The sequence below is a fragment of the Dyella sp. 05T440 genome, assembly GCF_056395965.1.
The window spans coordinates 1-13,690 of sequence record NZ_JBFTKN010000021.1 but is presented as its reverse complement, the minus strand read 5'-3'; the positions used below and the strand labels follow the sequence as shown (position 1 = coordinate 13,690).

At 61.6% G+C, this 13,690-nt stretch carries 11 protein-coding genes; 5 read left to right on the top strand and 6 right to left on the bottom strand.

What is annotated here, in order from left to right:
* Positions 1-4: 4 nt before the first annotated feature.
* Together AC1DE1_RS19880 and AC1DE1_RS19875 are read right to left on the bottom strand one after the other, a co-directional pair.
* The gene (locus tag AC1DE1_RS19880) at positions 5-1,324 is read right to left on the bottom strand and encodes a DUF1214 domain-containing protein (protein WP_477177457.1); all 1,320 of its coding nucleotides are present in this window, start codon (positions 1,322-1,324) and stop codon (positions 5-7) included.
* 140 nt (positions 1,325-1,464) lie between these two features.
* Positions 1,465-3,537, bottom strand: coding sequence for an alkaline phosphatase D family protein (locus AC1DE1_RS19875; protein WP_477177458.1), 2,073 nt, complete (start codon positions 3,535-3,537; stop codon positions 1,465-1,467).
* Between the two features lie 32 nt (positions 3,538-3,569).
* On the opposite strand from AC1DE1_RS19875, the gene AC1DE1_RS19870 reads away from it, so the two are divergent.
* Both AC1DE1_RS19870 and AC1DE1_RS19865 read left to right on the top strand, forming a co-directional pair.
* The gene (locus AC1DE1_RS19870) at positions 3,570-4,667 is read left to right on the top strand and encodes a class I SAM-dependent methyltransferase (protein WP_477177459.1); all 1,098 of its coding nucleotides are present in this window, start codon (positions 3,570-3,572) and stop codon (positions 4,665-4,667) included.
* 61 nt (positions 4,668-4,728) lie between these two features.
* Positions 4,729-5,046: an antibiotic biosynthesis monooxygenase family protein gene (locus AC1DE1_RS19865; RefSeq protein WP_477177460.1), complete on the top strand. Its 318-nt coding sequence runs from the start codon at positions 4,729-4,731 to the stop codon at positions 5,044-5,046.
* Positions 5,047-5,113: 67 nt separating this feature from the next.
* Here the strand turns inward: AC1DE1_RS19865 and AC1DE1_RS19860 are convergent, their stop codons facing one another.
* On the bottom strand, positions 5,114-5,674 hold the full coding sequence (locus AC1DE1_RS19860) for a methyltransferase family protein (RefSeq protein ID WP_477177461.1): 561 nt from the start codon (positions 5,672-5,674) through the stop codon (positions 5,114-5,116).
* 239 nt (positions 5,675-5,913) lie between these two features.
* Between AC1DE1_RS19860 and AC1DE1_RS19855 the strand changes: the two genes are divergently transcribed.
* The gene (locus AC1DE1_RS19855; protein ID WP_477177462.1) at positions 5,914-6,849 is read left to right on the top strand and encodes a GlxA family transcriptional regulator; all 936 of its coding nucleotides are present in this window, start codon (positions 5,914-5,916) and stop codon (positions 6,847-6,849) included.
* A gap of 245 nt (positions 6,850-7,094) precedes the next feature.
* Positions 7,095-8,087, top strand: a complete 993-nt coding sequence (locus tag AC1DE1_RS19850) for a VOC family protein (protein ID WP_477177463.1) — start codon at positions 7,095-7,097, stop codon at positions 8,085-8,087.
* A 160-nt stretch (positions 8,088-8,247) separates the two neighbouring features.
* Here AC1DE1_RS19850 and AC1DE1_RS19845 read toward each other — a convergent pair whose 3' ends face one another.
* Positions 8,248-9,120: a GNAT family N-acetyltransferase gene (locus tag AC1DE1_RS19845; protein WP_477177464.1), complete on the bottom strand. Its 873-nt coding sequence runs from the start codon at positions 9,118-9,120 to the stop codon at positions 8,248-8,250.
* A gap of 646 nt (positions 9,121-9,766) precedes the next feature.
* Positions 9,767-10,180, bottom strand: coding sequence for a PDZ domain-containing protein (locus tag AC1DE1_RS19840; RefSeq protein ID WP_477177465.1), 414 nt, complete (start codon positions 10,178-10,180; stop codon positions 9,767-9,769).
* Positions 10,181-11,055: 875 nt separating this feature from the next.
* Here AC1DE1_RS19840 and AC1DE1_RS19835 point away from each other — a divergent pair.
* The gene (locus tag AC1DE1_RS19835) at positions 11,056-12,642 is read left to right on the top strand and encodes an alpha/beta hydrolase (RefSeq protein ID WP_477179283.1); all 1,587 of its coding nucleotides are present in this window, start codon (positions 11,056-11,058) and stop codon (positions 12,640-12,642) included.
* A 434-nt stretch (positions 12,643-13,076) separates the two neighbouring features.
* On the opposite strand, the gene AC1DE1_RS19830 is transcribed toward AC1DE1_RS19835, so the two are convergent.
* Complete coding sequence (locus tag AC1DE1_RS19830) at positions 13,077-13,475, bottom strand: hypothetical protein (RefSeq protein WP_477177466.1); 399 nt, start codon at positions 13,473-13,475, stop codon at positions 13,077-13,079.
* Positions 13,476-13,690: the final 215 nt, after the last annotated feature.

Below are 13,690 nucleotides of genomic sequence, written 5' to 3'. Positions count from 1 at the left end.
AGCCTCACAGCTCCTTCAAGGCCGGCGGAAAGTAGCTGCGATCAGCCACAGCACCCTTGGGTCGATAGAAGCGGAAGGTCAAGCTGTAGCCTGTTCCCTTCGGCGTGGGGATCCAGTTGCCATCGGGTGCGCCGCTTGGCTTGGCGGCGCCAAAATACAATGTCAGTGAGCCATCCTTGCCGTAGCTCAGCTTGGAAAAATTGCTCAGCAGATAGCGTTTGAGTGGATTGGGAAGAACACGGCGATGGCCCGAATCCACCGCAATGACTGACCAGAAGTACGTCGCGTAGAGCGTCGGCAGCTGCTCCTTCTCAAAGCGCAACGCGTAGGAGTGATCGCCATTGAGCGGCTTGCCCGAAGGATCGATAAAGGCCTTGTAGTAAATCACCTCTTCATAGCTGTTGGCCCAGATGCCGCCAAGGTTGACCAAGGTACGCAGCAACCAGTTGCTGCCATACACACCGATCGTTGTGGGCAGCGCCCAACCATCTTTTACCGTGCCATCGCCGAGCGTTGGCGAGGCCTTGTAGATCGCAGGAATCGCTTGCTGGCGAATCACCTGATCGACATGCTGACGCACGCCCGCATCCTTGATTGCCCTGGCAACGGCACGCGTACTCGCCTGTAGCCTGTCCATGCCCAGGTTGATATCCGCGGCGCTATCCAGCGCAACGGTGGCCGAGTCGAATGCTTCTACGCCTGGCAACTTTTCGATATCGAACCTGACCGTCTTTGGCACCTCGGGCGCAGCCGGGTGACCGCTGGCGCGGATGTTGAACTTCTTCTGCAGCACCACGGCCTCGTCCGGCGTTGCGCCCAGTTCAACGCGGGATAGCACGCGCAGCACTTTGGCGGACACATCCACGCGCTGCGTCGTTGCCGGCAGCTGGACCACGGCGCCCTTCAGGCACACGGCAAACTCACCATCAGGACGCTGCGGATAAACGCGTTCATTGATGTTCGCCAGGGTCTCACCCCAGCCATTGAGGAACTGCACGGTGTAGTAGCGGTCTTTCACCTTCGGCACCGTGATCAAGGCGCAGCTCTTCTCATCGATGGCCACCCAGGCTTCCGAATAAGCGACATCAAGATTGGGGTTGGGCCAGTCCACCTCACCCACCTTGCGGTGGACGAGTTGGTTCCACTGAAAGCCGTTGCTGAAGTCCGCCTGCTCCTGGTTGAGCACCAGCAGTCGACTGAGCAGATAGATATAGCTATCGCTGATGTCCTGGTCGTTCGGCACGGGCGTTGGCGTCTGCCCATTGGCCATTGCGGCAACGAACGCCGCCAGAGCAACACTCAGGTACCGCGCATAAGCTTTCATGACCGTTCCCCATTGGCACCGCAACAGCGTGCACTGTCCCGGCCGGTCATTTCGACAGCAAACGTACGGTTTTTTGGCGCGTATTTTTACTTATCGTCGATGCTGGAAGTACGGCGGGTTGCGCCACGATGCCTCCTCTCTCAAACCGAGAATGGCGCATCGCCCTCCAGCATCCGTTGCTCAAGACGCGGCGACTGACCCTTTTCCCACAGCGATACGCGATGCTGCACGCGATAGACCAGCGGGCCGCCATCTTCGCGATCACTGCGCTCAAGGGGTCGCGGCAGGCAGACGAACTGCGTCTCCAGCGCGTGTCCTGACGCCCGCACGACGGCATAGCCGTGCCCACCCATATCGACGAAAGCCAGATGGGGCGCGTTGTCGGTATTCGTCATGGCACGCGCCTTTGCCAGGTCGCCGCTCTTGGCGTATTCCAGACAAGACCGAACGCCGTGGCGAAGCAGCATGTTGATGGTCGGCGCCGGCTTGTCCACGCCCGGCCTGTTGGCAAGGAACAAGGGGCGCAGCGGATGATCTTTGGGGAAACTGTGCTCCATCGCCTCCACCATGCCAGGCGCGGAGATCGAACCGACCACGAAGGCCACACCCACCGGTTCGAAGGCTTGAGGCGGCAACGACTTCGCAGCCAGCCCGGCCCAGAAACTGTGGCGGTCGCCGGCGACGGTCGCAAATCCGGTAATGCCTTCGCGCGCGACAAAATCGTAGATCTCGGCGCGCTCGACATAGGCGCTGCCATGGTCGCCGCCGCCGAATCCCGCATACCCGGCGCCCGGCCACGGCCTGGTCAATCCGGCAGGCAAGTTCTGCGGGTCAGCGCGCATATCAAGCGTGGCGGTGGTATTGCCCCAGATCTTCCAGGTCGCGTCCGACATCTTCAATTGCTGGAGAAACCAGGTTTTCTGCCTGGCGCCCAGGATGGTCTGGGCGGGCCTGTCGCGCCAGAAGTTGTCCACGTCGTGGCCATCGTAGCGAATCGATGGGGGCGGATTTCCGTGGTTGTAGGTGCGCCCGGCGTCGAGGATCTCCTGCACTTCCTGCGGAATGAACTGAGGGAAGTCCTTGCTTGAGAAAACCTTGGCCTCCGGTCGGCCAACGGGCTCTTCGGAGCGATAGCTACGCTGATCGGTAATGACCAGATCCACATGCTTGCCCCAGCGCAGCGCACGGTAGCCGGTGAGGCTGGCCAGTGCGGCCAGATTGTTCGCTTCCAGACCCAGCCCTGCATCATCGTAGTGTTCGATGGGTGCATCCACGACACTGGGCGCAGTGAACCATTCGAGCGATTCACCCGGTGTCTTGACGCGAGCGGGATGGAACTCGAACCACGCCTGGTTGGCGGCAACTTTGCGTGTCTGCGCGGGCCGTGTCTTGCCATCGAATTTCTGCAGACTCTGCCAGCCTTGCCAGCTGAACTCGTGGTTGTCCCAGATCGACACAAAGGGAAAGCGTGCCCGGGCGTCCTGCACATCCGGGTCGCGCAGGTAGGCACGGTAGACCGCGCGATAGTCGTCCACCGTGGTCGGCACATGGAAGTCGTCTATTTTTTCGCCGTGCGCGTAGCGAACGACATCCCGGATGCGCCGGTCGTACATGCCTTGCGGCCGGTCTTCCGGATACCACACGAGTTCGTAAATGAAATCGCCAAGGTGAAGTACGAACCCGAGACGATCCTCCGGAGCGGCACGCTCGTCTTCATAAATCATTCGCCGGTACGCATTCTGTGCGCCCACATTCGCGTTCTGGCATGAAACAAAGGCGAAGCGTACGGGGCGCCCGTCCGATTCTTCGGGTGCGGTCAGCGTGCGGCCGATGCGGCTGCCATGGCCCTCGCTGTCCGTGAAGCGATACCAGTATTCGCGCGCGGGCTTCAGTCCGCCGATCAGCACGCGGCAAGTCCAATCGGACGCGATCGATACCCGCGCCTTGCCACTGGCGACGACGCGCTCAAAGGCAGCGTCTTCGGCCACTTCGACCTGAAGTGTCCAGCGCTTGCGGGCATCGGCAGAGGGATAACGCGTCCAGAGCATCACGCTCTCGGCCGTGGGATCGCCGGAGGCGACGCCTTCGGGGTATCGCTCTGTGCATGGGCGCCACGCCACACTCGACTTCGCAAGCATCGGCCTGCACCAGATGGCCGCCGCGCCGAAGGCGGCAGCAGCTGCGAGAAACTGACGTCGAGTGAGCTGCATCATGATGTGTGTCTCAATGATGGATGCCGCGAGCCATGATCCAGGCAGCCTCTGGACGGCTCGGCATGGCATGGCGGCTGGCAGCATATCGACCGGGGCGGTCAGCGACCCGTGTCGATGGACATATGACCCATGACCTCCCCTGCCCGTCCCCCGAACGGCAGTTTTTCTTCACCAGCTTTGCCGCTGGCGTGATCTCTAAACGCCCACTAGGCTTGGCATGGCTGACGGTCGAGGCTATACAAGCCTTCGGCCACCGCAGCTCCCACTCAGGCATGCGTGATCCCATGACTCGTCCGACAACCACGTTGGGACTGCTTGGCGATACGGCGTCGCGCGACTACGCGGACAAACTCCGGCTGTTCAACGCCTTCGCCGCACCCCAAATACGCCAGGCCATCGCGAGTCTGGCGTTGAAGCCCGGCATGCGCATACTCGATGCAGGCTGTGGCACCGGCGAGGCACTGGCATGGCTGGCGGACGACGTCGGCCCCGATGGCGCCGTGATCGGCATGGACCTGGCGACACCACACGTCAGGGCGGCGCACAGCACGGCCACCGAGAGCGGCTCACTGCTGCTGCAAGGAAACATTCTGGCGCTACCGATGGTGGCTGCCAGCGTTGACCTGGTCTGGTCAGTGAACGTGATCAACCATCTCCGCTCGCCGGTTGCGGGCCTGCAAGCCCTGATGGCTCTGGTTCGCCCTGGCGGGCGCGTTGCGCTCGGTCAGAGCTCGCTCTTGCCCGACATGTACTTCGCCTGGGATTCCCGCCTGGAGCGCCTGGTCAACGAGGCCGTTCGGCAGTACTACCGTGACCGATACCAGCTGGACGAGCGCGACCTCACCTCCATCCGCGCCATCGCCGGCCTGCTGCGCCAGGCCGGATTGCGGGACGTGCATGTGCGCACCTTCATGATCGAACGCCTCGCCCCCTTGCGGCTGGAGGACGAGAACTACCTGCTGAATGCCATTTTTCGCGGCACATGGGGCTCGCGGCTGCAAGCGTATTTGTCGAGCAGCGATCATGAAGAAGTGATGCGCCTGTGCGACCCCAACCATCCCGACTATGCGTTGCGCCGCCCCGATTTCCACTTTCTCCAGAGCTTCACGTTGGCCGTTGGCGTGGTCTGATTTCCGTAAAGCGCAAGCCGACGGAGCAGTTCAAGCCGCGCCCAAACCGGAGGGATAGAGCATGAGCTACGCCACCGTTTGGGAGTTCCTGGTACCCGAGGATCAACGGACGGCTTTTGAAACTGCCTATGGCCCCGACGGTCCGTGGGCTCAGCTGTTTGCGCGAGCCCCTGGCTTTCTTGAAGTACGACTGCTTCGCAGCCGCGAACATGCGGGCCGATACCTCACCATGGACCGCTGGCAGACCGCCGCTGCGTTTGAGAACTTCAAGAAGCGTTTCGCCAGGGAATATCACGAGCTGGACAGCGCACTGGAAGGCCTTGCCTCTTCCGAAGTGCCCGTCGGCTCATTCGATGAAATCCCCCCGATGGCGCCATAAGGGACGGCGGCGACACAATCGCTTCACCCGCCCTGACGCCACGGCTTCATGGCCTCCACGGCGTCGGTCAGTAGACCCAGGGAACAAGGCGTTTGGTGCGTGCCGCGTACTGATGAAATGCGTCGCCAAACGCCTCGGCCAGCGCCGCTTCCTCTTCCTTGATGCGATAGAGATAGAGGCACGTAGTGAGGCTCACCATCACGATCACGCCAAGCCAGTTGCTCAAGGTCAGGGCAAAGCCGAAGAATCCAATCATGGCGCCCAGATAGCTTGGGTGGCGCACATAGGCGTACAGGCCTGCTTCCTTGAGTTGATGATCGCCGCGAATCGCCACGTTCGGTGTGTGGAACCGGCCCAACTGGGCGATGGCGAGTGAACGCACGGCGATGCCGATCAGCAGAACGACCAGTCCCGCCCATTGCAGGGCCACTGAATGCAAGCTTCCCACCGCCCCGTAGGACAAGGCGATGCAGATGGCGAAGACCACCGGACCACCCATCATCAGCAACTTCAATGACCGGTGATCCCGATTCTCCGCCGTGCCCGTCTTCAGGCGAAAGACCACGAAGGCATCGATGATCAACCACACGAAAAAAACGACCAGGCCCAGGTTGCGCACCATGTTCATGCCGTCTCCGCCTCTTGTGCCTGGATAAGAAGCGCGGACCGTCCACGCATCACACTGCGCTGGCCCCGCACCCCGCCAGCATCCTCCGTCGGACCTGGCCCAGCAAGTGAAAGCGATCCCGTTACTTCGTCTTCAGCGAAATCGGCCCGCTCGCTTCGCTGCTCGTGATCATGGCCTTGACGCACGCCTTGCAGTTACGCCACTTTCTCGACACTGGACCGAGTCATGCGACTGCCACCATGCGACGCGACATCGCCATCATTGTTTTTCCGGGATTTCAGCTGCTGGATGCGGCCGGCCCGGTCGCGGTATTCGAGATGGCCGATCGGTTTCGGCCGGACAGTTATGCGATTACCGTCCTGGCCCCCGGAGGCGGCGTCGTGCGCAGTTCGTCGGGGGTGAGCCTGGCGGCCTCGCCGATTGAACGCAAGCCGTTCGACACCGTGATCGTATCGGGCGGCAATCTCGCGCAGATCGAAGAGAACCAGGGCGACATCGTCGACTGGCTCGGCGACGATGCGTGGCGGCGAGCGGCGGGCGTGTGCTCCGGCGCGTTTTTTCTCGCGCAGGCCGGTTTGCTCGATGGCCGGCGCGCGACCACGCACTGGGCCGTCGCCGAGCGTTTCCGATTGCTCTATCCGCAGGTGCGGCTCGATGCCGACCGGATGTTCGTCCGGGACGGCAACGTGTGGACCTCGGCAGGCATTTCCGCAGGCATCGACCTGGCGCTGGCGCTGGTCGAAGACGACCTCGGCCCTGGCATTGCGCGACGCACGGCGCAGCAGCTCGTGGTGCACCAGCGACGACACGGCGGGCAGTCGCAGTACTCCGTGCTGGTGGACCAAGGTGGCAAGACCGGACGCTTCGGCGACCTGATCAACTGGATGCACACACGCATTGCCGAACCGATGACGGTCGAGCGCCTGGCCGAGCGCGCCGCGATGAGTCCCCGCCATTTTGCCCGCGCCTTCTCGGCAGAAATCGGCGCGACGCCGGCAAAAGTCGTGGAAGGCCTGCGCCTGGAAGCCGCCCGCATCGCGGTCGAGACCAGCCACCTCACCCTGGACCACATCGCGGCATCCACGGGCTTCGGAGACGCGAGCCGCATGCGTCGCGCTTTCGTGCGCGCGTTCGGCATGTCACCACTGTCGCTGCGCCGCAGCGCCGGCGGGTGATCGCCGCGGGCTACCACGGCGCTTGCGATGCACGGCGTTGCGGCCGATCCGAGATGGCCGTTTTTGTCCGGAAATTGTCCTTGTAGGCGCCGTTCGGAACACGCATAAAAGAGCGCCGAGAGCCCCTGGCCAGGTGGCGAGCGCACCGACCGGCCCATGGCCGCTGTTCGATTCATCGCAGCCGAAGACGTCATGACTTCTGCGGCCTGCACGAGAGCACCATCCACGTTCATGTGAGGATACGCATGCGCCTGATCCCCTTTCTTTCAGCATGTCTTGTGTGTTTCGCCGCCGCCCAGCCCGCCACGGCCGCAGCCGCACCGGTGGCTCCCACCACGCGACTCGACCATATCCTGCTGTGGGGCCGCGGGATCGACCAGGTCACGTCGGTCATGGCAGTCAAGCTGGGCTTTCAAGTCCGGCCAGGGCGCGACCCTGATGGCGTGGCCAATCGCTATATCCGTTTTTCGGACAGCAGCTTTATCGAATTGCTCGGCATCACACGGCCCGATCCCACGTTCGATCCGGGCATGAAAGAGGATCAGCAAGCATTGAAAGGCGGCCCCGGTTCACGCACGTTCGGCTTTCGCTCTTCGTCGCTCGACACGATCCACCAGTCACTGCAGTCGCTGCATTACGCCGTCACGCCATTTTTTTCCGGGCCCGATAGCGCCAAGCCAGGCTGGCGTCTGTTCGCCTTCGACCGCGCACCGCTGTCGAGCAACACCTTTTTCATCGACTACGCGGCCGGCTACGCACCCGATCAGTTCGACCCCGCCAATGCCGACGACTACCGTGTGACGCGCGAACACCCCAACGGCGCGCGCGAGCTTTCGTCGATATGGCTGGTATCGGGCGACGCCGATGCCGATCGCCGGCAGCTTGAGAAAATGGGTTACGGCCACGCAGTGCCGGTAAAGCTGGCCGCACTCGGCGCCAAGGGATTCTGCGTGCCCGTCGGCCCGACCGCGCTGCTGGCACTGCAACCCGACGGCGCTGGGCTGGCCCAGCAGACCATGGCGAGCGGCGGCCCACGCATCCTGGGCGTGAGCTTGGGGGTGAGTGATCTCGAACGTGCGCAGCGCTGGGTCGAGCGCGGCTACGAGCACAAGCTGGCGACTTATCGCGGCCTGTCCGGCGATTCCTTCCTGGCCCCCACGCAGGAAGACCTTGGCCTCTCCATCGAATTCCACGCGATACAGGCCGGCGGCTCGCCTTGTCCAAGCGCGCGGCTGTAGAGCGCACACGACCAGACACTGTTCGGGCATGGCGAAAACCTGGAGGGCTGCATCCGACCGACAGCAGAAGCTCGATCGATACCGCGTTACTGCGCCAAGCGATTCGACGCCATTCGTTTCGCTTGAACAGCCTCCCGCGACAGCCGGCCGTGCGCTGACATCACAGTTGCTTCTCAAAGAAGCTATCGGCATAGGGATCGTCGTTGAAGCGATCGATCTCTTTCCATCCCGTCTTGAGATAGAGCTGTTTTGCCTCAGGCAATGCGCGATTGGTATCCAGGCGGAGCGTTTTGATGGACAGCTCCCGCGCAATTCGCTCAGCCTGGGCCATCAGGCGCTTCGAAAGTCCTATGCCACGCGCAGCAGGCGCCACCCAGAGCCGCTTGATCTCCGCCACGCCGGGCCCGCCTCCCTTCAACCCCACGCAGCCAACAGGAAGATCGTCAGAGCAGGCGACCAGGAACGCGCCGCGAGGCCGCGTCATCTGCGCGGCGACCGGATCCCGCGAACGCGATACGTCGAAACCATGCTCGAAGCGACTGCTGATTTCCGCATAGTAGGCGCCGAGGCAGTAGGTGGCTGCCTCCCCTTTAGGGTCCGCCTCTTCAATGATGACGCGGTCGCGCCCAAGTACGCAGGCCACGAGATCCATGGCTGCCAACAGTTCGTCTGGCCACGCGTGGCCGGCGAGCATCCCGTCGGCCTGGGTGTTGGAAAGCTTTTCGTACGCCCGAAATTCTGATCGCCCAGTCTTGGTCAGATGCACGACGCGGCGGCGCGCGTCCTGCGTACTCACCACCGTTTCGACCAGGCCTTCATCTTCAAGGCCGCGCAACAAGCGGCTCATCAAACTGGTTTCGACACCCAGGTACTCCCTGAGAACAGCGACGTCGGTTCGCCCGTGCCCAATGGCATTGATGACGCGAGCAGACCCCAGCGGCCGACCGCGTCCAAGAAAGGACTCGTCCAGCGCGCCGACTGCTGCCGTCACGGCCCGGTTGAAACGACGAACACGCTTGATGGCATCATCCATATACCTAACTTAGGTCAGGTAATTTACAACGTCAAGCGGACAGCGCCTCAAAGCAGGTTCTGGACGTCGTCCTCTTCGGTCTCAAGCGGACGATTGCCCGTCCAAGACTTATTTGTCCCGACGACACTCGTCAGGAAGTCGGCCAAAGCTATCTCGGATAAAAGTGTCTGCCCCATTCGAGAGCAAAAAATCCACCGTGTCCTCACGCCCGCCAGCATAGGCGTAGTGCGAAGCGGTAGACCATTCGAGTCGATGTAAGACATCGGATCTATCGGAACGCATGGGTCTTGATCAACATAGTTGACCAGATGGCTATACCGAGCCTGGACCTCGGCTATCTCTTCTGCGTTCATGGCTGACCCTGCCAACTGTTCACCAGCTTCCATCCTCAGCCTGACTGATGCGAAAAGCGTCCGTTTTTGCCTGCACACCATGGCCCGAAGCCGAAGCAAAGTCATTTGAATTCAGAGATACGCACGCACCACGAATTGCGCGCGTTCGTTCGCCTGGCGCGCATGCCCACGATGGGTCATGCGCGCCAGGAAATGATCACTGCGAAAGAATCCATCAGGAAAAGCAGCGCCAGGAAACAGGCAGGTCCAACCCGAAGCGCGACGCCGACTTTCAACCCTGTGTCACAAGACGATCAGCTTTTCGGGATGAACTTCGCGTAATCGACCCGCGCAAACTGAAGGTCTCGTCGCTGGTAAATGCGCATGTCGATGTCGTGGTGGTTAACGGTGAGCACGACAGGACTCGGCGCGTGACTCTTCATCTGCCCGACGAGTTGTCCCACCCAGCGCACCGGCTGCCCATCGATCCGTTCAATCTGGTCGGTGCTGTGCAATCCCATCCAACCGTCAGGCCGAACCTGGCTCACGAAAACCCGCTGAAATGCATCCGTCGTCAAGACGATGCGATGGCCTGCATCTTTCCAGACAAGAAAATTCCCGCTGTAGGACAAAGTACCATCCTGGCCCAATGGACCGTCATCCGAAAAAGCCGGCATAGCCATCGCAAGCGCCGTGGATGCCACCAATGCAAGTGTCGAAGTCTTCATAGCGATACCTCTTCCTGAGCCGCTAAGGACAGTGGAAGCATCACACCAGGAAGAATCACAGCCCGGGGGCTTCCACACATGGGAGTGCGCCAGTGAAACCAAGCCGGCCGCTACCGGCGCTGAAAAACTATAGCACCCGCGTTCCGCCGGCACTGCCTTCACAAAACCATCATGCAATCGGCTAGCGACCTGCAAAACCAGGCTCGGTTTTCACCAGCTTTTGGCGTCTGCTTTGGGTCGAAAGCGGACCTTACGGTTCCGACCTAAGCTACAAGTGAGATTCATGAGTGATGTTCCTTGAGAGATCTCGTCTTGGCCTGATGGTCAATTCGGGCCAACGACATCATGCCGCTGCGCGGCTGGCGCACGCGCAGCTCAAGACAAGCAAGTTCTTCCGCTTCGTTGACCTTGGCGCGGCTTGGGCCCTCGGTGACGCTTAGTCTCCCCGCAACTGCAGGAGGTACGAATTTCCGGCCTCGTCATGCAGGAAGAGTTCGGAGCAGCTCTCATTTCATCCGACAGAAAAAATACGTAACCGGGTTCGTACTGCCAGCGAAGTAGAAAAGAGCCATTGCCCCAATGGCCTTTCCTGGAGACAAATCACGAACAAGTACTTGCGATCGATGGTTGGCGGGATGTCTGTTGCCATGACGATGACTGCAGCGCACGCACAAGCAAACGATCAGGACTTGCGGCGAAAGCCATTGGCGCCAGTCAACGCCAACTAAGAATACCCGGGATGCCAGCTCGTATTGGCTTCCTGGATCAGCGATGTTTTCACCGGCGGCGCCTATGGCCGCCTAGGAGTGTTTGTGGGTCAATATAAAACCAAGATCGCCGCCGCACTGCTGGCAGTGTGCGTAAGCGGCACCGGGATGGCGTGGACGGGACTGGCACAGGCCGAGCAGGCCGCGCCGGCGCAGAGTCTGTTCCAGATCGAACTGGACGGCGCCTCCCAGCAGCCGGTCAGCGGTCGCCTGCTGTTATTCGCCAGCGAGGCCAAGGCGGCGCAGGCAGCGGCCAAGGACGGCAAGGTCGAGGCGGTCGACGCCAGTCCGTTTTTTCCCGAGCAGGCCTCGGTAGCGGCGCGCGAGGTGACCCATCTGCTGCCAGGCCAGCCGGTGACGCTTGACGCCGATGAACAGGCATTTCCGGCGGCTTTTTCCAAGCTGCCGCCGGGCGACTACGTGATGCAGGCAGTGCTCGATGTGGATCACGGCTATAACGTCGTAGACGGTCGTGGCGCGGGCGATCTGGTCAGCGAGGTGGTGTCGGTGCATCTGCCGGCCACCTCAGCGCCAGTGTTGAAGCTCACGCGCGCCCTGCCGGCGAGCGATCCGTGGACGCTGTCGGCCCAGACTCCGGCCGCGGTGCGCCAATGGCTGCCGCAAGCGCGCGCGCATACGCAGGCGATCGACTTCACCAGCCCTGCGCTGAGTGCTTTCTGGGGCCGCCCGATCGCCATGCGTGGCCGCGTACTGCTGCCGCCGGGCTACGACGCCCATGCCACCACGCGCTACCCGACGGTGTATTACACGCATGGTTTCAGTGGCAACAACGACCGCATGATTCCCGTGCTGGCCAGTGTCTATGCGGCGATGAGCAAGGGCGAGATGCCGCCGATGATCTGGGTCTTCCTGGATGAGTCTGGCTACACCGGCACGGTGGAGTTCGCCGACTCGGTCAACAACGGCCCCTGGGGGCAGGCGCTGACCGCCGAGCTGATACCGGCTCTGGAAGCGAAGTACCACATGGACGCCACGCCGAACGGGCGTTTCCTCAACGGCCATTCGTCCGGCGGCTGGGCCACGCTATGGCTGCAGACGAACTACCCGTCCATCTTCGGCGGCACCTGGTCGACCTCGCCGGACCCAAGCGATTTCCACGATTTCATTGGCGTGGATCTGTACGCGCCGAACGCCAACCTTTATCGCGATACGCAGGGCAAGCCGCGGCCGTTTCTTCGTGACCAGGGCAAGGTGCTGGTCACGCTGGAAGAGTTTTCGAAGCAGGAACGGGTCATCGGCGAGTACGGCGGCCAGATGGCCTCGTTCGAGTGGGTGTTCTCGCCGCGCGGCAAGGACGGTCGGCCGATGCCGATGTTCGATCGCGACACCGGTGCGGTCGATCCCAAAGTGATGAGCTACTGGCATGACCACTACGACATCGCCTATCGCTTGCAGCAGCAATGGCCGCAGCTCAAGGGCGATCTGGACGGCAAGATCCACCTCTATGTGGGCAGCGCCGATAGCGCCTACCTGGAGGGCCCCGCGCACAAGTTGAAAGCGTTACTGGATGGCCTGGGCGCCAAGTCGGACTTCCGGTTCTTACCCGACAAGGGCCACTTCGATCTTTACACGCTGGGCGACGATCACTACGCGCTGCTGAAGGACATCAGCTGGCAGATGTACGCGATCGCGCGGCCTGGCAGCAAGGCGCCGGCGGCGTTGATCTTGCGCTGAGCAGACAGGTTGTCGCGTTTGCTTCAGCGGCCGGCCGTCGCTATTCATTCGCTGGCAAATGCCCCAAAGGCATCCAGGGCATAGCCAATTGAAAGTGAAGAAGGCCCTCCTCTCGGGGGCCTTTTTCTAAGTCGGGAAATGCCGGATGCCATCAAGCGCCGGAACACCACGTCTATGCATCCGCCTCAGGTGTGGACGACCTCGTGCACAGGCCGAAATGTACTCCAACGGCGGCCGGTCACCTATCCGCCCCTGGGTCGAACGAGTTCTTGGGAAATTCGAGGATCGTCAGTCGCGATGAGCTCTCATCCTGGCACGCGCGTGAGGCCCATCAACGAGATCGGCTTGGCCTCGAAGACTTGGTGCTCGCGGGCGCTCACCTGACCTTCGCGCGTCCCCTTCCCCTTGGGTCTGCTACGGGTCGAAAGCGGACCTTAGCTTGAACTGTTCAACGCATCTACGGCGGGCTTGTAGCCTTGCTCTGCGGCTCGCCTCAACCAGAACCTCGCTCGCCGCCTATCATCTGGCGACACGCGTGCTCGGAGAAGCGCATAGGCGGTGAACGCGCAGTTCGCGTCGCCGTTCTCTGCTCCAATGATGGCCCATTTCAGCGACTCATCCAGATTGACGGTCACATTTGAATAGAAGCGCGAAAGTCGAAGAGCCGAGTCACCCGACCCATCGAGCGCCTGACCGGCTAGGTCCTCAGCCTGAGAAGGAGTAAGGACAAACCCTTGCTCGGCAAATGTTCTCTCGGCAGCAAAAAGACCGTAGGCGGGACACACCAAGACCATCAAACCGAACAAAAACCCTAAGGGACGTCGATGACTCACGGTCTAGTCCTTGCGTGAAGGGTGCCAGCTCTATGCGGAAGGTTTGTCAGTGACCGCTATGGGTCGATTGTGTTGAAAAAGTCAGTTGAATCGGCCGTCTGAAGCTGATTCACTGCCTACCCATCGGACAAGTGGACGTTGCCACGATGATGGGTCGTCAGCAAGCTGCGCAAGCACCGCTGTTCTACGCCTTCAACCCGCCTTCAACCTCGATG

What these genes read in the sequence shown, in the direction of transcription:
- AC1DE1_RS19880 (WP_477177457.1), bottom strand. Translation starts at nt 1,324, where the DNA reads ATGAAAGCTTATGCGCGGTACCTGAGTGTTGCTCTGGCGGCGTTCGTT.
- AC1DE1_RS19875 (WP_477177458.1), bottom strand. Translation starts at nt 3,537, where the DNA reads ATGATGCAGCTCACTCGACGTCAGTTTCTCGCAGCTGCTGCCGCCTTC.
- AC1DE1_RS19870 (WP_477177459.1), top strand. Translation starts at nt 3,570, where the DNA reads ATGATCCAGGCAGCCTCTGGACGGCTCGGCATGGCATGGCGGCTGGCA.
- AC1DE1_RS19865 (WP_477177460.1), top strand. Translation starts at nt 4,729, where the DNA reads ATGAGCTACGCCACCGTTTGGGAGTTCCTGGTACCCGAGGATCAACGG.
- AC1DE1_RS19860 (WP_477177461.1), bottom strand. Translation starts at nt 5,674, where the DNA reads ATGAACATGGTGCGCAACCTGGGCCTGGTCGTTTTTTTCGTGTGGTTG.
- AC1DE1_RS19855 (WP_477177462.1), top strand. Translation starts at nt 5,914, where the DNA reads ATGCGACGCGACATCGCCATCATTGTTTTTCCGGGATTTCAGCTGCTG.
- AC1DE1_RS19850 (WP_477177463.1), top strand. Translation starts at nt 7,095, where the DNA reads ATGCGCCTGATCCCCTTTCTTTCAGCATGTCTTGTGTGTTTCGCCGCC.
- AC1DE1_RS19845 (WP_477177464.1), bottom strand. Translation starts at nt 9,120, where the DNA reads ATGGATGATGCCATCAAGCGTGTTCGTCGTTTCAACCGGGCCGTGACG.
- AC1DE1_RS19840 (WP_477177465.1), bottom strand. Translation starts at nt 10,180, where the DNA reads ATGAAGACTTCGACACTTGCATTGGTGGCATCCACGGCGCTTGCGATG.
- AC1DE1_RS19835 (WP_477179283.1), top strand. Translation starts at nt 11,056, where the DNA reads ATGGCGTGGACGGGACTGGCACAGGCCGAGCAGGCCGCGCCGGCGCAG.